Consider the following 20,557-nt stretch of genomic DNA (forward strand, 5'->3'; position numbering starts at 1 on the left):
ATAAATGCAAACTACAGCAGAGTTTTATTGTGCTTATTGTGGGGAACCAAGTCTGACTTTTATTGACTTGAGTGCAGGGGGACAGCAATCTTATGTGGAAGATTGTCAGGTTTGCTGTTGTCCCAATATTTTATATATTCGTGTCGATGAAGAGACTTTGGAAATTGAGATTGATACTGAATATGAAGGCTAAATTTTGAGGTTGTTCTCAATGCTGGACTATAAGTACTCCTCAGTGATTAATGCACCCGTAGAAGTGGTTTGGCGATTTCATGAAAGGCCAGATGTTTTGCAACTGCTTACCCCACCTTGGCAACCTGTACAAGTCATGCGTCGCGAGGGAGGGTTGGGTGTAGGTGCTGTGACGGAATTTCGGCTTTTTTTGGGGCCATTGCCTTTGCGTTGGTTGGCACGTCATACCGAATACGAAGAATATCATTTATTTACTGATGAACAAATATCTGGCCCCTTCGATTATTGGGTGCATCGGCATCGATTTGAAACGGAAAATGGTAAAACTAGGTTAACTGATGAAATTTCTTTTTCTTTACCTGGTGGAGATCCAGTCGAATTTTTGGGTGGTTGGTTGGTTAATGTGCAACTAGAAGCAATGTTTCGCTATCGCCATCACATCACGAGACGAGAGTGTGAGGGAAGATGAGGTGGGAGGAGACAGATGCTCCCCAGGTGTGACCTTCCTACCTCCCTATTGCCTCTAATCCCCGCCAGGGGTCGGTGAGTTCCCCGGTCTCTACAACCAATTCCCCACCAAAACATAGGGGGCCCACACATAGGGAATTTCAGCTTTCTTTAATAAAGAGAGTTGAGCAAGGCGGAGGCTCTCCGCTTTAGTAAGCTTAGGATTTTCTAAATCATGATAAAATTCCTTCATCAGTTCGGCTGTAGACTCATCGTCAACAGACCACAAAGTTGCTACTGTGCTGCGTGCGCCTGCTCTGACTGCGATTCCAGCAAGTCCTAAAGTCGCTCGTTTATCTCCTAAAGCAGTTTGACAAGCACTCAAAACAAGTAATTCAATAGCACGAGATTTACTAGAGTTACCTAAGCGCAATAATTTATCAAAATCCTTGACTTTCAAAAGTTGATTCCAAGTCAAAATAAAAGTCTTTTCAGCATTGGAACTAAACTCACCGTGAGTTGCGATGTGAACAACAGTGTAGGGTGATGCTTGCATCTGATTTTGCACATTTTTTCTAGTAAAAGTCTGATTGAGAAGTTCTTCAGTTTTAGGAATTGCTGACTGAATAGTCTTCAATTCGACTTCTACATTTGTCAGAGGAGAAAAGGTGCGACCTTCAATTTCACGTTCTTTGCTCACTCCAGCAGTTAAAGCATTAAATGTTCTTTTTTGCAACGGTTTGGGGTCAATTAACTGCAAACCTGGAGCTAGAGCAATAGCATACTTTTGAATTAAAAATTTTTGGTCTTGCTGATCATAAAGAACAGCCATCGGAATGTTTCGCAAAGAACCATCCAGAACAAATACCAATGTTTTAATATTTGTGTTTACTAGTTTATTTTCCAGTGGTTGAATCAACCAGTTATATACTTTTCCTGAGATTTTTTTGACGTCATTAATACGGTCGGGTTGTGTAAGCAAGTACTGTAGTTTTTCTAAATTTTTTTCAATTTCGTTTGCCTGTTGATTAGTTGTATAGTGATAAAGCTCACTCTGTGTTGGTAACTTGAGAATGATTTCAAGACGGTCTTTTAAAATAATTGGGTAAATGACTGCTGCTGTAGTGTCAGTTTTATCAACGACCTCATCAATCTGTTTTGGCACAGGTTGCAAACAGGCTTCCCGAAAAAAGTTCTCTAATTCTGTGAACTGCAAAGCTTCAATCACATTACGGGCTTGCTGTAAGTTTTTTTGAACTCCCCCCTTTTGTCCGGGGGAAACAGGGGGGGGTTGCAAAAGTAAATCCACATATTGCCGATAGACAGGTTCGACATGATCGCGAAAGGAAAACTGGATATCTGGATTGAGAGCAACTAAATCGTTGCGAAGAGATTGGAGAGTATTATATGCTTGGTCATAGAATGCGATCGCACCTTGGATATCACCTTTGCTCTTGAGTATGTATCCTAGTTGCCATTGCCACAAATAAGCAATATCTCCTAGTTGCATAGTCTGAGCGATTTTGAAAGCTTCCTCAGTCAGCTTTTGAGCATTACTTAAGTCTTTTGTTTCTAGGTATAATGCCCCTAAAGCACCCAAAGCATAAGCCTCTGAACGTTGATCACCAATACTTCTAGCCTGATTGATTGCGGTTGCGAAATCTTGAGCAATTTCTCGCCATCCAGGTATATCTGCGTTTGTGGCTTGTTTGAAACAAACTAAACTCTGAGCCAAGTTAATCTGGGTAAAAATTGCTGTTTGGCTCATAGGAAGTTGGGTTAACCGAGGTTGGATATCAGCAGATAACAGCCGTGCTTGTGACCAATTGTGCATTTCTAGTAATACACTCAATTGGTTGAGTTTTGCCTGAATTTGCCCAACTGGCGATTTAGATAGAGTAGCCGCCTGCTCGTAATATTGCACAGCTTGTTGATAAGCCCTAGAAGCTTTATCAGAGATGGATTGCTGTGCATTCAAGATTCTACAGTGTAAAGGCGTCAACCTTTCTTCACTAAGAGTATTTTGCTGCTCGCTAGCTCTATTACCTAAAACACGGTGAATATTACCTATACTAAGTAATGTTGCTGCTAATTGGTCAGGCGATCGCAATTTTTGAGCAAGAACATGACTTTTTTGCAAAACTTCTTTAGACTTATCTAACTCACCGACTAATTGCAAAACATCACCAAGACTGCGGAGGAGAGTTATTTTAATCACAGAATCTGGTTGTTTGACAACATAGTCAACTAGTTGCTCTAAATTTGTTTGGGCTTGACGGTAAAGCCCTAAAGTCTGTTCAGCTTGGGCAAGATTAATAGAACTGCGAACTCTACCAACTTCATTCCCTAATTGCGTGTAAATACGAACAGCTTGTTTCCAACTATCCAAAGCTTGCTGAGTTTTGCCTAATTCCAATAGCAGACTTCCCTGAATTTCCAGGGTTTGGGCGAGGACTTGTAAATTCCTGTGAGTCTGAAGAATTTCTAGACTTTTTGTAATGTAATTGTAGGAAGTTTGTATCTGTCCCAATTGCTTCACGACTAAAGCAAGATTGCTAAACGCCATAGCTTGCCCTAGTTGATCTCCACTAGCTTGAAAAGCCTCTATTGCCTGTTGTAAAATCTTCACTGCTTGAGTGTAATCTCCAGCCTCGTAGAGTTTTTGACCTTGTTCAACTAAAGATTGGGCGTTTAGCTGGTTAGAATAACTCTTTGCCTGAGCCAAAGGAACAGCAATTTGTATAGTTGGGTTGAGATTAAACTCAAAGATAACCAAAAGTGTACTCACTAAAGCCAGCGAGATTCTTCTTAGCCATCTGCTAGCATCCAAACGACGTTGGCGAAAAGACACAGCAACAAATTTTTGGGAAGGTTGTACAAACAGGAGTATACCAAATTGATTATTTAATACTCCCAAAGCCAACGCATAATTTAGCTATGTGCATTGATGTGTACACCGTAGCGCTACGCGCTACGGTTGAGGAGGGGTTTCATAATTATTCATGTGTGGCATTGTTTTTTCCAAACTGTATAAACACTCAGCGATCGCCTGATTATGCAAGAGATTTAATATGCGATCGCGCTAATGATTGCATGCATAAAAACTCAAATCTCAAAAAAGAACTGTTATATGTGATTGTCTATAAGCATAGGATTTATATTCTTCTTGAAAGATGAGTTAGGTATTAAACCTAGTTCAAAAATTTCAAATCACTTATGACTATGCATTTCCAAAAATTCGTTATTAACCGTGCAGTTCTTCTTTTCACAATATTTGCTTGTCCTGTGAAAACGTTTGCAGTCGAACAGCCTACTGCTATATTTCATGCATTTAATCAGCACTATAGTGAAATTGAAAAGTTTGTCTGCAAACTAGCTGATCAAGGGTATTCTCATATTCAAACTCCTCCCACACAGAAATCTAATCCCAGTCCAGAGTGGTGGGCGCGTTATCAGCCTGTAGACTACAGCGTGATTGCAGGGAGAGGCTCACAAGATGATTTAAAAAAACTCATTAATCAAGCCCACAGTTGTAATATCAAAGTCATTGCTGATGTTGTTTTTAATCACATGGCTAATCTAGATGGCAATGATAGTTTTGAAAATTTAACTCAATTTCCAGGTCTTTCTATAAAAGATTTTCATACTGTGCCAAGTAATCCAGGTCAAAAACCCTGTGACATTAATTATAGTGATGGCAATAGAAATTCAGAAATTAATTGTTGGTTGGGAGGACTGCCTGACCTAATATACACAAATAATGTTAAAAAAATTCAAAAAGCCCATTTAAAGAAACTACTTGATCTAGGAATTGATGGATTTCGGTTTGATGCTGCCAAGCATATGCCAGCAGATGTCGTCAACGAGTACATCAAATACATCAACAAAGAAAGCCAAAGTAAAACATGGAATTATCTTGAGGTGATCACAGATAGTGACACGAGTGCCAAAGATTACAACTCGATTGCTGCGGTTACAGACTTTGTTCTGTACAACTCGCTGAAAAATGCATTCACTTTTGGTGGAGATCTGCGATCGCTGCGAGTTCCCAAAGCTGTCGATGATCCCCGTAGCGTTACCTTTGGCAGAAACCACGATACTATCCGCGAGATTAACTCTAGTGCGATCAACCCGTATAGCGATCGCTCTGACTCTTACCTAGCAACGGCTTATGTACTAGCTAGAGAAAGCGGTACTCCCCTAGTACTCAATTGGGATAATGCAGATGCTGCTTTTATCCCCTATGGCGTGAAGTTTCGCCAGATTATGCGTCAACGAGGAAAAGAGGGGAAAAACGTTAAAGAAAATGTTTTAGCAGCGATTGATAGTCCCACGGTGTTGCTGATGGAACGAGGTAGCGAAGGATTTTTTGTTGTCAACAAAGGAGCAAGTAAATTCAATGTACCAGCATTAGATTTAACCTTAACAAATTTAGAGGGATGTTATCGAGAACTCCGCAATAACTTTACCGTTGCTATTGAACGTCGCAATAACGGGAAAAAATTTATAACTCGTTGGGCAACCAACAATAGAGGTGGCATGGAAGTTCAAGGACGAGATGCACTCTACTTTATCCGTGAACCTTTTAATCAATGTCAGGTTTAAACCATTAGTGACACAATTGTAAGCAACGCCGATTAGTCGAAACCAAGAGCAATGGTACGACGACAGTATTTCACTGCCTCATCTTGTTGTCCATGTTTGGCTACTTAAAATAGCTATTTGTCCCTTTTGTAGGAGTCTGACATCGGCAGAAATTTTGTTTAGGTGATCGCTGTAATATATTTATCTCCCAGTCTGGTATCGTTATTTGAGTATATTTCTTAACCTAAAGCAATGGGGAATTACTGTCTTAGTAGCTTTTATGTGTATGGAGCAATTGTATTTTGTCCAACAGTCCAAATCAGTAGAAAATAACAAAATGTGGTTCTCAAATTAGAAAAGCAAATGGCAATTTATCAAGTTCGGCTGGTCAATTCTGCAATCGGTTTAGACCGTATGATCGCAGTACCTGATGATCAATATATCCTTGATATGGCAGAAGAAGCTGGTATCCGTCTACCATCTGGATGCAAACAAGGTGAATGTTCTGCCTGCGTTGCTAAGATTATTGATGGGGAAGTTGACCAAAGTGAGCAAAAGTTTTTGCGATCGCATGAAATAACGGCTGGTTACACTATCACTTGTGTTGCTTATCCTTTATCTGATTGCATATTAGAGACTCATCAGGAACAAGTTTTATATAAAAATTCGCTTTATTTTCAATCTGATGCAAGCAAGTCTGAGTAAGAAGTTTGAAAATAACTATTCTTTTAAGAAACGAGGTAGCTGGCAGTTGCGATGAAAAAATTTCACGAGCTTTGCCATGAAAACCTCACCCCGTCAAGAGAGGATACCCCTCTCCTTAGCAAGGAGAGGGGTAAAGGGTGAGGTTAATTTCAATTTAGAAGAAAAAAATTAAGAAAATCTTAAGAAATAAGTTGTGATTTTATTGGAAAAAGTGAATTATTATTACCCACTTTAAACCTTTAAATTTATAAATTCTGTCTTGTGATACCAGCCTAATGGCATAAGTAAAATCTACCCTGTTAGAGAGGTTAATAACTAACACATAGCTGAAGATGGTATTAGAACATAAAAACCTCTATTTCTGCTTTTTAGGTGAAAACAATGACAGGAAACTTGTTAGCTGCCCTAGTCACAGCTTTAAGCTTACTAATCGTCGATTTAGTTGTTCCTGGTGTTAATATTGCTAACTTTCCAGCAGCTTTAATTGCTGCGGTAGCTATTGGTTTAGTTAATGGATCTGTTAAACCAGCTCTATCTTTCTTATCCTTACCACTGAACTTCTTATCTTTAGGAGCATTTTCACTCATTGTTAATGGTATCTGTTTCTCTCTTGCAGCATTTTTAGTGCCTGGTTTCTCGGCACATGGACTGATAGCTTTTATTCTTGGTCCTGTAGTTCTGTCTTTAGCTAGCACCTTCATCAACAGATACTTTGCTGAGAGAAATTTGGCTCTTACAAGCAGTGAAGAAGCAAAACCCAAAGCGGAGTTGCCTTCTAGCTAATTATTAGCATCAAACTAGGACAGATGTGAACGCGATCGTGTCTGTCAAAAACACAAAATCGAATTAAGTTAACTCCTGAGAAGGAGTACATAAATTCGGTTAATTTCGCAAGATTATCAACAGAAATAAACAAATTACAAACAACAGCAGTCGAAACACCATGAAATTACTTCGTTATCTCCTTGGATTCTTTTTACCTCCTCTGGGCATTTTCTTGACATATGGAGTAAGTACGACTTTAGTCATCAACATTCTCCTTACTCTTCTTGGTTGGCTTCCTGGTGCTATTCACGGTGTATGGGCGATCGCTAAATACGAAGAAAGATTAAACACCGTATCTTAGTTATTGACACTAAATTCCCAATCTAATTGCCAAGCCATGCTATATTAATAGAGCTCGCCTCGGCGGGCTTTATTTTTTATATTTTAAAAAACTTCGTTTTTAGTATTACTCAAAAAACAATATTCCTGAGTTTTCTAAAAAGTCAGTAATCTTTTTTTTCATAAATTTAGTAGAACGACTATTAATAAACCTCTTGTACAATTATTTTTTACCCCACTCTAACCCTAAGCGTTTAAGGGGAGGGAACTAAATCTTCTCCCTGTTGACAGGGGATTGAGGGTGATTTTTAGGATTCATGCAAGAGGTCTAATACTTCTTTCTTATACCATTTCTTTGTGAAGCTGCGTTAAATTCTCTCTATATCTCTTCGTGTTCTTTGCGTTCTTTGTGGTTCGTTTTTATTAATTGCGCCAGCGCATTTTCATACAGAATTGGTATTAGATAAGCACGCTTCATCTTCATTTGTGTCTAGGAAAATGTAAGTTCATCTTGCATTTAGGTGTGAGTACGCTTAAATTAAAGTGCAAGACTGATAGTTTAAAGTCCATTTTAATTAACTGTCTTTTTCTCATAAAAAAATAGGATGAGCAATGCCCACCCTAGAAGTACTGGCGAATCATAATTGTTATTGTTATTTACCAACTTTATCAACAGGTTCTTTTTCTTTTAACCAATCAGCAGCAGATAACAATAAATCTCTGAGTATTATTCTGATTTGACGCTCTTTTTTAGCTAGTGAAGTACCTGCTTCGCCAATCTTTGCTTCTAACTGATCATGTTTTTGTTGCACTTGAGCAACTGCTGCTTCTGCTTGGGGACGAGCTTGTTGGAACCAGTTTTTTGCATCATCTAAGTAACTTTTTACTTCTTCAGAACGTCCACCATAGCGTGCGGCTAAATTAGCTTTGACAATAGCTAACTGTGCTTGCAGCTGAGCATATCTTCTTCTCAGCAAAGCTAATTCGTCACTATTTTTGATAGTATCTATAGCAGAGTCAATAGCAGTTTTAGTCTCAGGAGAATTGACATTATTAGTTTCTTGGATCTCTGCTAAAATTCCATCAACTTCTTGCTGGATTTTATTTTCTTCCTCATCTAATTGAGATTGTAGCTGTTTCACTTGGGCTTGAGTTTTTGCAATAGACTCATGTCTTTTAGTATTTACAGCCTCTAGCGCTCCTTCAATTGAAGCTGTGACATTTTCTTTAAACTCGCTGCCTTTTGTTTGTAAGTTTTCAACTACAACTGAGACCGCATCTCTAACAATGGAACGAAGCTCAGTAGATCCTTCTTGGAATTCAGAAACTACTTGAGAAACAGCCGCTTTTACAATTTCACGAATTCGCTCTGCCCTCAACTGTCCGGTTTCTTTAGCTTGTTGAAGGTCTGTTCTAATTTGTTCTTTGATATTGTTAGGCATTTTCTAGATAAATTGAGATTTAACTAATTTGGATAGAATTTCGTAGGCTGACTATGTCACACTATGATTGTGGCGTAAGATATTTTAAAGCAGTACTTCCTAAGGATAGAAAATCACTAACCAAAGTAGTATTATATGTGTGGGAAAACAGTTATAAAATTAGCACTATTGATATTTACACTGTTGATAATTAGCTTTAATCAACCAGCGTTAGCCGCAGATACAACCAATGGCGCAAAAATCTTTGATGTTCATTGTGCTGGTTGTCATCTCAACGGTAGTAATATCGTCCGGCGAGGTAAAAACTTAAAGCTTAAAGCACTAAAAAAATATAGTATGGATTCAACAGAAGCGATCGCTTCCATAGTTGCCAATGGCAAAAATAATATGTCAGCCTACAAAGACCGTCTGAGTGAGCAACAAATACAAGATGTGGCCGCCTATGTTTTACAACAGGCTGAAAAAGGTTGGCGTTAATAAAGAGTTAGAATGACCGATAATTCCTCGCAGGAAGCCTCAAAATTAAACCTCCTGCATGAATAAACCCCCTCACGAATTCACCAACAACATCATTGATCTTTAGAACCAATCCAAAATCCAAAATCGCATGACTCTACCCACGTCAAGTCGTTTGCAATTTACTCCTGACTTAAATATCTGTCGCATCCTCAACGGGATGTGGCAGGTATCTGGCGCCCATGGACGTATTAACCCGACTGCTGCAATCCAAAGTATGTTTAAGTATATGGATGCAGGCTTTACTACTTGGGATCTAGCTGATCACTACGGCCCAGCAGAAGATTTTATTGGCGAGTTTCGACGTCAGTTAATTGCAACTCGTGGTCAAGAGGCTTTATCTCACATCCAAGCTTTTACTAAATGGGTTCCTCGTCCTGGAAAAATGACCAGAAAAATTGTTGAGGAAAACATCAATATTTCCCTCAGAAGAATGAATGTGACTTCGCTAGATTTGATGCAATTTCACTGGTGGGAATATCGAGACCCAAATTATCTCGAAGCCCTTAAATATATGGCAGAATTACAAACTGAGGGCAAAATCAAACATTTAGCTTTAACTAACTTCGATACGGAACATCTGCAAATTATTATTGATGCAGGGATCAAAATCGTTTCTAATCAGGTGCAATTTTCTTTAGTTGACCGCCGACCAGAAGTTAATATGATCCGCTTTTGTCAAGAGCATGATATAAAACTTTTTACTTACGGTAGTGTCTGCGGTGGCTTGCTATCAGAAAAATATTTGGCACAACCAGAACCTGGAGTTTTTCAACTTTCTACTGCTAGTCTAAGAAAATACAAAAACATGATCGATGCCTGGGGTGGTTGGAAGTTATTCCAAGACTTACTTTCCACTCTCAAACAAATTGCTGAGAAGCATCAAGTCAGTATTGTTAATGTGGCGGTGCGCTATATATTAGACAAGCCTGCTGTGGGTGGTGTAATTGTTGGCGCTAAGCTTGGGGTGTCGGAACACATAGCAGATAACGCCAAGGTTTTTACGTTCTGCCTTGATCCTGAAGATATACATAATATAGATGTCATATCTAACAAGTCACAAGATTTATATCACCTAATTGGAGACTGCGGTGATGAATACCGCAGGTAGCTTGATGGCTTAATAGGCTGAGTTTTGCTTATGATCGTTGCTAACGACACCTAAAACGTTCATGCGGGACGTTTTCAAACTATCTAATGCTCGCTTTAGTACTGAAGAGTCTGTTTTTTCCATCCTCACTACTAACAAAATGCCATCTGTATGAGGTGCCAATAAACTAGCATCAGCTAGTCCAAGTAAAGGCGGAGCATCATAAATTACTAAGTCATAGCTATTTTCAAAGTCTTCCATCAATCGTTTCATCTTTTCTGATGAGAGCAACTTTGTTGGATCAGGCGGTATTGGCCCAGAAGTCAGTACAGAAAGTTGCTTCATAAACGGTGCTGGTCGAATTGCTTCTGTCACTGGTAAGTTGGTAGTAATTAAATTACTCAACCCCCAGAAGTTACTTAAATTGGCTAGCTCGTGAATCACGGGTTGGCGTAAATTAGCATCTACAAGTAAAACTCGCTGTTCCATTGCACAGGCGATCTCGGCCAAGTGGAATGCAACTGTAGATTTGCCATCTCCTGCAACAGCTGAAGTAATAACTATAGATCTAATTGGGCGATCGCTACTAAGTAGTTGAATATTTGTATGCAGTACGCGTAAAGCTTCTAAGAACTCTGTGCTGTAGCTACTAGTATCTTGAGGAGCGATCGCACTAGGTTCAGAGATATCTTTTGGTAAGGAATCTGGTATTGCCTTTGCCAAAATTCTTGGTAAAGAAGTATGCTGTTGATTGATTTGTAGATGTTTCTCAAAAGGTATAGATCCTAGCAAAGGCTCTTTAATCTTTTGCTTGAGAACATAAGCACTATGATAAGTACTGTCCAATTTCTCTAGTAGTAAAGCCAGACCAATTCCTAAGACCAAACCACCCAACAATCCCGATATTAAACTACGTTTGATGTTTACTGACGCAGGATTTTCTGGCTGAGTAGGCGCTTGAATTAATTGCCAAGGCAACTCAGCTTGTGCTACCTGAATTTCTAGAGTTTCACGGGTGTTGAGAAAACGATTCAAACTTTCAGTTGCAACCTGTAAGTTCCGTTGTAATTCAGTATATTGTCTTGTTAAAACAGGTAATTGCTTGCGCTTTTGTTCGAGTTGTTGCTCTACCTTAGCAAGTTCTTGACTCTGCACCTCTAAAGCCTGAAGTTGTGTTGTCGCCTCAGCCAGTTTTGTATCCATAAAGCGCTGTGCTTCTTGAGTCAACAATGGTAACAGGCTTTCCCGTTTTTGTTTTAAATTTTGGACAGTAGGGTTTTCCTCTTGTAAAAGAGTTGACTGAGTAGCTATTTGGACATCTAATTCCCGCAACTTATTAAGTAATTCTTGATACAATTGTGCATCATTTAGTGCAGCCTGGGTTCCCTCTTTCCCTTGCAAGCTGGCTAAATTGTTGCGAGCTACAGCTAACTGCTGATCAATCTCTTGTCTTTTTTGAGATAAACTCTCAGCTTGAGCAGTTATTTGCTGCGCCTGTGTTTCTGGATCAACAAAATCGTACTTTTGACGAAATACCTGCTGTTCTTTTTGCAGTTGATCAACCCGCCTCTGCATCACTTGCAGTTGTTCTCTGACAAACTTTAGACCTTGGCGCAAACTAGTTTGTCGCTGTTCTAAGCTATATTTTAAGTAAGTCTTAGCAATTTGGTCTAGTATAGTTTTTACCTTAGTGGGATCATCACTCTGATAGCGAACTTCTATAATCTTGGTTTCACCGAGACGAGTAATAGTCAGAGAATTTACTAAATAATTATAGTTAACGTCTGGATAATCTCTTTGTAATCTTCTGATAATATTTGTCATCAGTTCTGGACTCTTGAGAACCTGTATTTGGCTCTCATAATCTAAACTCGGGTTGGATGGACTAGAACCTTTGCTGGAATCAAGTTCTGGCAACTTTTTCTCATTATTGAGAGGTTCGACTAATATCCGAAAACTGCCTTCATACACTAGTTTTTGCTTTAGGGATGAGTATACTGTAGCTACCATCACAACAGCTGCTACTGTGGCTATCACTAGTGCCCGTCGCCTGACAATACTTAAAAAATCTCGTAAATTCCAATCATCCCCTTGAGTTTCAGATAAAGGAAAAGGCGGAAAATGATTACTAAATTGCTGCGGCAAGAAGTTCTGATTTCGGTCAGAACTTGAAGATTGATATGATTGATTATCCATAATTTATAAAAATTTGGTAATTATCCAGGTCTAACTTTGCTATATAAGTCTAAAGTAATCAAGGTATGAATATAGCTTTAATTGCAAGTAGAGTAGCTAAAGTTGTCATTTTTCTATGGTATTTAGCCACTCAGTAGAAAATAGCTGCCATAACACACAATTGCAATCATTTTTTCATTGTGAATAAAGTATATCATTGCTTTATCTTACTGATGTGCTGCCTTACTTAAGCTTAATACTGTATTTGATAATGTACTTAGTCAGGTTTAGCCAGAACAAATATATATTTAATTTACTAATATTTATGTTGCAGTCAATATCAAACTATTCATATTAATTGTCATATATACAATCCTCTTTTATGAGTTTGGGAAAATTTTAAATCTGCATTTAGACTTACCAGGATTTTGCATGGCTCTTTATTGTCAAATCTACGGGTAAGGAAGATTAATTACAAGGTGGGATTCAGACTGATAAAGCATCATTCAGTATGTTTTACACCACCAGAGTGATAAAAGAGGAATAAATTGTATTAATTTTGAGATCAAGCTATTAAGCATATTGTTTAAACATTTTTGATGCTATTACTAAAGAGGTACTAACAATTTCTCTTGTAAGCAAGTATTTTTAATTACGTTAATACTACTTATTTAAAATATTAAAGTAATTTTCAATACATAACTACAAAGTTACTATTTTTTGGGATAAAATAAAAGTCTATAAAATAAGGGATTTTTAGAATTATGCTTGCAAATCAATTACTTTTGTAAGAATATAGGTATAATTTATTACAATATTATAAAGTATAATAAGATCAACATATGAGCTTAAAAATTTTCAATACAAGAACTCATTGGAAACGTGATAACATACTCATGCAGATAGATGTTTTGCCAAACAAACACCAAAACAATGACTTCCAGGAATGTAAAATATGAATCAATACATTTGTTCTTAATAAAGTTTAAAAAGATTTAGCTAAGCATCAAACTACTTAAAAGATGCACGCTACTAACATCGTTAAGAGAATGTTTTAGAAATCAATCAAATGGGTTAATAACAGCATCATATAAAAAACAGTTCCTATTCAACAAATTTTGTTTGCCTATGTCCTATGTTATTGATACTACATATACTAACTTTGATGGTAGTAGCTAACTAGTATTTTCAGCTTTAGTATAGAAATCGGTCAAGCAAAATGAACTTTGTGTTGGAAAAATATTCCAAATAGTACTTAATCTATGTCCTGTTGGAAGTAAACAACATATTTAGCTAGCAAAACTGTTTTCGTCCCCATTAACGACTTAATTTGAAGTCCAGTTTCATTCAACATATTATTTTGTATAGGATAAAATCTATGTTGCTAGTTTATTATTTTTTAAAACACGCTGACTTCTGAAATCGATTTCTCAAAAGCAGATTTTTTATGGATTAAAAACAGGAGATTGCTGTTCTGATTGATGATTTAAATTTTCGTTCAGGCAATTGATTCCTAATCGCAAATATCTAGTTGAGTTTGAATATTTTTTCTAGCTAGCTACTTGTGCAAAATTCACGCTAGTCTCTGTTTTGGGTGTCTATATATAGAAAAAAATATGCAAAACTTTACTTTTTAAAGATTAGTTGAAATTTACATAAAAATCATTATTTTTATGCAATTAACATTAACTTACCTGCTAATAAATGTCTATAATAAGAATCTACGAACAAATACTGTTTATGTATAGTATTGACAAAAAATATTATCTTTACTAAATGTATAAAAGTATTTCTCAAGAGTAAACAAACAGTTTTTAATTGATCTGTTTATTTGATATTTAAAAACTTAAGTTTACTGATGATAAAGATGTAGATTTTCATGAATTGAATAGAAGGTCATCTAGACTAAAGTTTTGGTACAGGATAGAGCCGATGACACTCAGTAAATGGATTAATCAAAAACTATTTTTATATAGCTCTGCTTATTCGGAGGATAAAACTGAAGATTTGATAAAAACTGAGAAAACATTCAAATTGTCAGTCATTACTCAATTTTTTCCTCCAGATTACGCAGCTACAGGACAATTGTTAGAAGAACTGACTAGGCAATTGGGAATTTTAGGGGTAGATATTGAAGTTTTTACAAGTCAGCCAGGATATGCTTTTCGAGCTTCTCATGCCCCAGCTGTCGAAAATTTAGGTAAAGTACAAGTACAACGATCGCGCACTGCTCAACTTTGGCCAGGACGTATTCGAGGTAAAGCAGTAAATGGAGTTCTGTTTACTCTGCGCGCTGTACTTCATTTACTGAAAAATGGTAGTCGTTTCAACTTATTGTTATTGACCACAGCACCACCATTTTTGCCAGTCATAGGATATTTAGCTCATAGTTGGTTGAAAATTCCCTATATCTGCATACTCTATGATCTATATCCAGATATTGCGATCGCTCTGAATGTGGTCTCAAAAGACCATTGGCTAGCAAAGCTTTGGCAGAAACTAAATAAATTAGTTTGGCAAAAATCCAAAGCAATCATAGTTCTCAGTCCTGCAATGAAAATGCGAGTGACTGCTATTTGTCCACAGGTAGCCGATAAGGTTTTTGTAATTCACAGTTGGGGAGATCCTGATTTGATAATACCCATAGCCAAAAAAGAGAACTGGTTCGCATGGAAGTACAACTTAGTAAATAAGTTTACAGTGCTTTACTCTGGCAACATGGGTCGTTGTCATGACATGGACACCATCTTGGAAGCAGCCAAACTACTACAAGATGAACCAATTCAGTTTGTGTTTATTGGTAGTGGAGCAAAACAGGAAGAATTAATCAAGGATGTAAATCGCTTAAGACTAAAAAATTTTGTCTTTTTACCTTATCAAGACAAAGAAGTATTACCTTACTCTTTGACAGCTGGTGATTTGTCTCTAGTGAGTGTGGATGCGGGTATGGAAAGCTTAGTGGCTCCCAGCAAACTTTATCCAGCCTTAGCATCCGGGCGACCAATAGCAGTTATTTGTTCACAGTATTCATATTTGAGACAAATGATTACAGAAGCCAATTGTGGTGACACCTTTGAAAATGGAGACAGTCATGGGTTGGCTGAGTTTATTCGCCTGCTGAGTCAAGACCAGGAATTAGCAAAGCGTATGGGTAGGGCTGGTCGTCAGTATATGCGATCGCACTTTACACCTCAAATTGTATCTCGACAATATTTACAAGTTTTGCAGCAGAGTATTAGCTTGGATAAATAAATAAAACTAAAAAATTTTGTTTTATTATCGAAGCATTTGTTCTTTAGAACTAGAAAAAATTGAATTAAGCCAAAGTAAATATTGTTATTTATTTAGGAGCTGGGCTTCGATGGTCTTATGATCTCAGTCCCTCCAACGTAACCTTCTAATTAATCATGGGAGGCCGAATTGCACAGAAGGTGTGACCGTAATCGGAAACGCTCGAAACGAAGAGCTATCTATTGTCCAATTCATGGATGTTATCTTAATAGTGTTAGTCAAAAATATCAGTTGTATGCAGACCGGGCAGGACAATTACAACAAAGGGGTATACCTCGACGGAATGCATTAATGTTGGTAGCACACCAGACAGCAGTTCCCCTAAATGGAGAGTGGGTAGAAGCTTTTTGGTGTGAGCAATGTCAGTCAACTAAGTGGTATCACGTCTGTAAAGGCGAAAATAATACATACGAAATAAAAAATGTGCCACCAGAACTTTGGCAACACGCAACAGGAGTGATAGATCCTCAAGGAAACCCTTCTGTAGGTGAGTTTACTCGCCGCCATGCACGATTAGTTAACCACAACAGCATCAAAGATTTTCAGTTTGTAGGATAAATCAAACTTAGTTGTTGGTAGTTAGTAGTTTTTTGTTGCTCGTTGTAGCCTTCAAACTAGTAATTCTAGTGCTTTTAAGCAGAATTTTCTATCTCCGCAAAATGGAACAGATATTTGCTGATGTAATTTAGGTTTGACTAAATTAGTGGTTACTTATTTATTGACTATTAATCACTAGTTTTAACATAACTGAACAAAATAGATAAAATTTTCGGCTTTTAAATTAATTGAATAAACGAATACAATCAAATCCACTTTTGAGGTGATAAAATATGTTACTTAAAGAACTCAAAGATAAAATTAATAATAAACAAGCAAAAATTGGCATTATTGGGCTTGGATATGTAGGTCTACCAATATTAGTAGCCTTTGCTCAAAAAGGATTTTCAGTAATTGGTTTTGATATTGATCAGCAGAAAATTGACCAAATTAAGCAAGGTAAATCATATATTAAACATATTGCTTCAGAAACTTTAAAGCATGAATTAATTGATGCCACAACTGACATGAGTCGTTTGGGGGAAGTGGATGCAATTATTATTTGTGTCCCTACACCTTTAAATACACATAGAGAGCCTGACTTAACCTATGTGATTGAAACGACTTATACAATTGCCAGTCATTTGAAAATCGGACAGCTAGTGGTTTTGGAAAGTACTACTTATCCAGGAACTACAGAAGAAGTAATGCTGCCTATCCTTTCTAAAACTGGTTTTGTAGTTGGTCAAGAATTTTCACTTGCTTATTCTCCAGAACGTGAAGACCCTGCTAATGGCAAGTTTTCTTTAGTTAATGTACCAAAAGTAGTTGGTGGAACTACACCCTTATGTCTGGAACTTGCTCAGACTCTCTATAACCAAATTATTGTTAAAACAGTGCCAGTATCTTCTACTAAAACAGCAGAAGCAACAAAAATTCTAGAAAACATTTACCGCGCTGTTAATATCGCCCTTGTTAACGAACTGAAGATTCTATTCCACAAAATGGATATAGATATCTGGGAAGTAATTGAAGCAGCGAAAACTAAGCCCTTTGGTTTTCAAGCTTTTTATCCTGGCCCTGGTTGGGGTGGACATTGTATTCCTATTGATCCGTTTTACTTAACATGGAAAGCTAGAGAATATGATGTTTCATTGCAATTTATTGAGTTAGCTGGTGAAGTTAATACTTTAATGCCTAACTATGTAGTTAATAGATTAATTTCTGCTCTCAATAGTCAATGTAAACCTCTCAAAAACTCTCAAATTCTCATCTTAGGAGTTGCTTACAAAAAAAATGTAGATGATCAACGGGAAAGCCCTTCTCTCAAAATCATTCAACTTTTACAACATCAAGAAGCAAAAGTCGAATATCATGACCCTTATGCTCCTACCTGTTTTGGTCATCGTCATTATCCAGAAATTAATTTAAAATCTGTACCTTTAACCAAAGATAATTTACGAAAATTTGATGCTGTCATTATTGCTACAGACCATGATAATGTAGACTATCAATTAGTAGCTGAGCATTCATCCCTAATTATAGATACTCGTAATGTTTTATCAGCAAAAGGATTAAATGCAAACAATGCTGTCTGTGCGTAATTAATCTTGAATGGAGACATTTTTCATAAATATGACGCCTCTTGTTGATAAATATATAGCAGTAATTGGCTGCGGCTACTGGGGTAAAAATTTAGTTCGCAATTTTGCTGAATTAGATGTTTTGCGGGTTGTTTGCGATGCTAATCAGGAAACCTTAGCAAAATTTGAAGAACAATATGGCATTGAGAGTGTAACTAACATTAATGAAGTCTTGTCAATGTCAGATGTAAAAGCAGTAGTAATTGCTACACCAGCAGCAACTCATGCCAGTTTAGTAATGGAAGCATTAGCTGCTGGTAAAGATGTTTTTGTCGAGAAACCCCTGGCTTTAACTCTAGAAGATGCTCTAGCCATTCAAACTGCCGCTTACAAAAGCGATAAAATTCTCATGGTAGGCCATCTATTGGAGTATCATCCGGCTTTAGTCAAACTCCGCAGCCTAGTAGCTGAAGGCAAAATTGGTCAACTGCAATATATTTATTCCAATCGTTTGAGTTGCGGAAAAGTCCGCACAGAAGAAAACGTACTTTGGAGTTTTGCCCCCCACGACATTTGTTCTATTTTAGGATTTATTGGCAAACTACCAATATCTGTTCAAGCTGTTGGTAGTTCTCGTTTGGGTGAAGTCGAAGATTTTTGCGTCATAAATCTAGAGTTTGAGCAAAACTTTAAAGCTCATATTTTTGTGAGTTGGTTTCACCCTTTTAAAGAACACAGGTTGGTGGTAGTAGGAGATGCTGGAACAGCTGTTTTTGATGATGTTTCGGTGAACGAAAAGTTAATAATTTATGAACAGAAATTAGAGTGGCAACATCATATTCCAGTTATTCACAAAGGAGGAAAAAATTCTATTAACCTAGAGCCAGCAGAACCCTTAAAGTTAGAGTGCCAACATTTTTTAGATTGTATTACAACCAGGCAAACTCCTGTCACTAATATCCAGAATGGAATTGATGTTTTGACAGTTTTACAAGCTGCTCAATTATCGTTAGAATCTCAAGGCAAAGTAATTTATCTCAAGGAGAACCAACTTGTCGTTAGTTAATTCTCATTCCAAACAAGATTTAGATTATTTTGTGCATGAATCTGCCTATGTAGATCAGCCGTGTACAATTGGTAATGGGACACAAATATGGCATTTTAGCCATGTGATGCCAAATGTAGAAATGGGAGAAAAATGTAAAATTGGGCAAAATGTTTTTATTGCTGCTGGTGTCAAAATTGGGCAGAATGTCAAAATTCAAAATAACGTTTCTGTCTACGATGGGGTGACTTTAGAAGATGACGTTTTTTGTGGGCCTAGTTGTGTATTTACCAATATTAATACACCACGTTCTGCTTTTCCTCGCAATACCAAAGACCACTATTTAAAAACTTTGGTGAAACAGGGTGCGACGATAGGAGCTAACGCCACAATTGTTTGTGGTCATACCATCGGACGTTATGCGTTTATTGGTGCAGGGTCAACTGTTACTAAAGATGTGCCAGATTATGCATTAGTTTATGGCAATCCAGCAAAACAAGTGGGTTGGATGTGTGAATGCGGTGCTAAATTAGAAAAATTTGACGATATGACTGTCTGTGAAGCCTGCGATCGCAAGTATCAGTATAGTGGTGAAAATCAAATTACAAGGATTGTGTAATTGAAGAGCTATTGTCTCGTGTGTATTTGTGATTAAACTGGGAAAATTGACAAATTTGATAAATTATTATTTATAAAAACTGCATGAATAAAACCAACATCCCCCCATTTGATGCTACTGTTCAGTATCAAAAGATTGCAGATCAAATTGAGAAAAGTATCTGTGCAGTTATGGCTGGAGGGCGTTACATTATGGGTCCTCAAGTCAAAGAGTTTGAAATCCAGTTTGCTCAATATCTGGGTTGTGAACAAGTCATTTCTTGCAATTCTGGTACAGACGCACTACATTTAGCTCTCAGAGCATTGCGAATCGGTTCTGGAGATGAAGTCATTACTACGCCTTTTACATTTATTGCTACAACAGAAGCGATTGGTATAGTAGGGGCAACTCCAGTTTTTGTTGATGTAGATTTCAGTAGCTACAACATAGATACCAGCTTAATTGAAGCAAAAATAACAGAACGTACCAAAGCAATTTTGCCAGTGCATCTATACGGGCGTCCATGTAATATGACTGCAATTATGGAAATTGCCCGTAAGTATAATCTGAAAGTGATTGAAGATTGCGCTCAAGCTACAGGTGCAACATGGGATGGGAAAAAGGTAGGGACAATTGGGGATGCTGGTTGTTTTAGCTTCTTTCCTACCAAAAATTTAGGATGTTTTGGCGATGGCGGTGCAGTCGCAACTTCCGATCCAGAAATTGCAGAACGGGTTGAGTATCTACGCAGACATGGTGGTAAGGTAAAGTATCATCATGAAGAATTGGGACTAAATAGTCGCTTGGATACTGTGCAAGCTACTGTTTTACTAATAAAGCTACCATATTTAGATCAGTGGAATGCAGCCAGAAGTGCGATCGCAAATTACTACCTCAAACAACTAGCTCACGTCAAAGGCATAATTTTACCTGATGTAGTACAAGGTGGAAACTCTGTCTGGAATCAATTTACTATTCGGGTATTAAACGGTCAACGTGACAACTTGCAAAAAATCCTCAAAGAAAAAGGTGTGGCTAGCATGGTGTATTACCCCATTCCTCTACATCTGCAAGAAGTTCATACTGACTTAGGTTACACTTCTGGTTCCTTCCCAGTTAGTGAACAACTTAGCTGTGAAGTCCTCTCCTTACCTATGTTCCCCGAACTGGAACCAACGGCACAACAAATTGTAACTGAAACTGTTAGTCAAGCTTTAGCTGATATCTACTGTTTCCAGTAAATTAAAT

Annotated in this window: 17 protein-coding genes; 14 read left to right on the forward strand and 3 right to left on the reverse strand. The window is 37.5% G+C overall.

What is annotated here, in order from left to right; translation table 11 throughout:
* Nucleotides 1–4: 4 nt before the first annotated feature.
* Together RS893_RS29220 and RS893_RS29225 are read left to right on the forward strand one after the other, a co-directional pair.
* A complete protein-coding gene (locus tag RS893_RS29220; RefSeq protein ID WP_315789051.1) occupies nt 5–193 on the forward strand; it encodes a CPXCG motif-containing cysteine-rich protein in 189 nt (62 codons plus the stop codon).
* An 18-nt stretch (nt 194–211) separates the two neighbouring features.
* Entirely contained in the window at nt 212–661 is a 450-nt protein-coding gene (locus tag RS893_RS29225; protein ID WP_315789052.1) for an SRPBCC family protein, read from the forward strand.
* Between the two features lie 90 nt (nt 662–751).
* Here the strand turns inward: RS893_RS29225 and RS893_RS29230 are convergent, their stop codons facing one another.
* The gene (locus RS893_RS29230) at nt 752–3,490 is read right to left on the reverse strand and encodes a CHAT domain-containing protein (protein WP_315789053.1); all 2,739 of its coding nucleotides are present in this window, start codon (nt 3,488–3,490) and stop codon (nt 752–754) included.
* Between the two features lie 365 nt (nt 3,491–3,855).
* On the opposite strand from RS893_RS29230, the gene RS893_RS29235 reads away from it, so the two are divergent.
* The 4 genes from RS893_RS29235 (at nt 3,856) to RS893_RS29250 (ending at nt 7,054) form a co-directional block, all read left to right on the forward strand.
* On the forward strand, nt 3,856–5,244 hold the full coding sequence (locus RS893_RS29235; protein ID WP_315789054.1) for an alpha-amylase family glycosyl hydrolase: 1,389 nt from the start codon (nt 3,856–3,858) through the stop codon (nt 5,242–5,244).
* 342 nt (nt 5,245–5,586) lie between these two features.
* The gene (locus RS893_RS29240) at nt 5,587–5,928 is read left to right on the forward strand and encodes a 2Fe-2S iron-sulfur cluster-binding protein (protein WP_315789055.1); all 342 of its coding nucleotides are present in this window, start codon (nt 5,587–5,589) and stop codon (nt 5,926–5,928) included.
* A gap of 381 nt (nt 5,929–6,309) precedes the next feature.
* Nucleotides 6,310–6,711 (forward strand): phage holin family protein, encoded by a 402-nt coding sequence (locus RS893_RS29245; RefSeq protein ID WP_315789056.1) that lies wholly within the window; start codon nt 6,310–6,312, stop codon nt 6,709–6,711.
* A gap of 160 nt (nt 6,712–6,871) precedes the next feature.
* Nucleotides 6,872–7,054, forward strand: a complete 183-nt coding sequence (locus tag RS893_RS29250) for a YqaE/Pmp3 family membrane protein (RefSeq protein WP_009458661.1) — start codon at nt 6,872–6,874, stop codon at nt 7,052–7,054.
* A gap of 631 nt (nt 7,055–7,685) precedes the next feature.
* On the opposite strand, the gene RS893_RS29255 is transcribed toward RS893_RS29250, so the two are convergent.
* Nucleotides 7,686–8,474 (reverse strand): histidine kinase, encoded by a 789-nt coding sequence (locus RS893_RS29255; RefSeq protein WP_315789057.1) that lies wholly within the window; start codon nt 8,472–8,474, stop codon nt 7,686–7,688.
* A gap of 135 nt (nt 8,475–8,609) precedes the next feature.
* Here RS893_RS29255 and petJ point away from each other — a divergent pair, with 135 nt between their 5' ends.
* Both petJ and RS893_RS29265 read left to right on the forward strand, forming a co-directional pair.
* Nucleotides 8,610–8,951, forward strand: a complete 342-nt coding sequence (gene petJ, locus RS893_RS29260) for a cytochrome c6 PetJ (RefSeq protein WP_315789058.1) — start codon at nt 8,610–8,612, stop codon at nt 8,949–8,951.
* Nucleotides 8,952–9,081: 130 nt separating this feature from the next.
* Nucleotides 9,082–10,101 carry an aldo/keto reductase gene (locus tag RS893_RS29265; protein ID WP_315789059.1) on the forward strand — a complete coding sequence of 340 codons (1,020 nt, stop codon included), beginning with the start codon at nt 9,082–9,084 and terminating at the stop codon, nt 10,099–10,101.
* A 9-nt stretch (nt 10,102–10,110) separates the two neighbouring features.
* Here RS893_RS29265 and RS893_RS29270 read toward each other — a convergent pair whose 3' ends face one another.
* Nucleotides 10,111–12,276, reverse strand: a complete 2,166-nt coding sequence (locus RS893_RS29270; protein WP_315789060.1) for a GumC family protein — start codon at nt 12,274–12,276, stop codon at nt 10,111–10,113.
* Between the two features lie 1,911 nt (nt 12,277–14,187).
* Here RS893_RS29270 and RS893_RS29275 point away from each other — a divergent pair.
* The 6 genes from RS893_RS29275 to RS893_RS29300 all read left to right on the forward strand — a co-directional run bounded on the left by RS893_RS29275 (nt 14,188) and on the right by RS893_RS29300 (nt 20,550).
* The gene (locus RS893_RS29275) at nt 14,188–15,507 is read left to right on the forward strand and encodes a glycosyltransferase family 4 protein (RefSeq protein WP_315789061.1); all 1,320 of its coding nucleotides are present in this window, start codon (nt 14,188–14,190) and stop codon (nt 15,505–15,507) included.
* A gap of 168 nt (nt 15,508–15,675) precedes the next feature.
* Entirely contained in the window at nt 15,676–16,104 is a 429-nt protein-coding gene (locus RS893_RS29280; protein WP_315789062.1) for a hypothetical protein, read from the forward strand.
* Between the two features lie 272 nt (nt 16,105–16,376).
* Nucleotides 16,377–17,687 (forward strand): nucleotide sugar dehydrogenase, encoded by a 1,311-nt coding sequence (locus RS893_RS29285; protein WP_315789063.1) that lies wholly within the window; start codon nt 16,377–16,379, stop codon nt 17,685–17,687.
* Nucleotides 17,688–17,718: 31 nt separating this feature from the next.
* Nucleotides 17,719–18,732 carry a Gfo/Idh/MocA family oxidoreductase gene (locus tag RS893_RS29290; RefSeq protein WP_315789064.1) on the forward strand — a complete coding sequence of 338 codons (1,014 nt, stop codon included), beginning with the start codon at nt 17,719–17,721 and terminating at the stop codon, nt 18,730–18,732.
* Complete coding sequence (locus RS893_RS29295; protein WP_315789065.1) at nt 18,719–19,330, forward strand: acyltransferase; 612 nt, start codon at nt 18,719–18,721, stop codon at nt 19,328–19,330. The genes RS893_RS29290 and RS893_RS29295 overlap by 14 nt, the downstream gene beginning before the upstream one ends.
* A gap of 83 nt (nt 19,331–19,413) precedes the next feature.
* On the forward strand, nt 19,414–20,550 hold the full coding sequence (locus RS893_RS29300) for a DegT/DnrJ/EryC1/StrS family aminotransferase (protein ID WP_315789066.1): 1,137 nt from the start codon (nt 19,414–19,416) through the stop codon (nt 20,548–20,550).
* Nucleotides 20,551–20,557 lie beyond the last annotated feature (7 nt).

Source organism: Fischerella sp. JS2 (assembly GCF_032393985.1).
Classification (GTDB): Bacteria; Cyanobacteriota; Cyanobacteriia; order Cyanobacteriales; family Nostocaceae; genus Fischerella.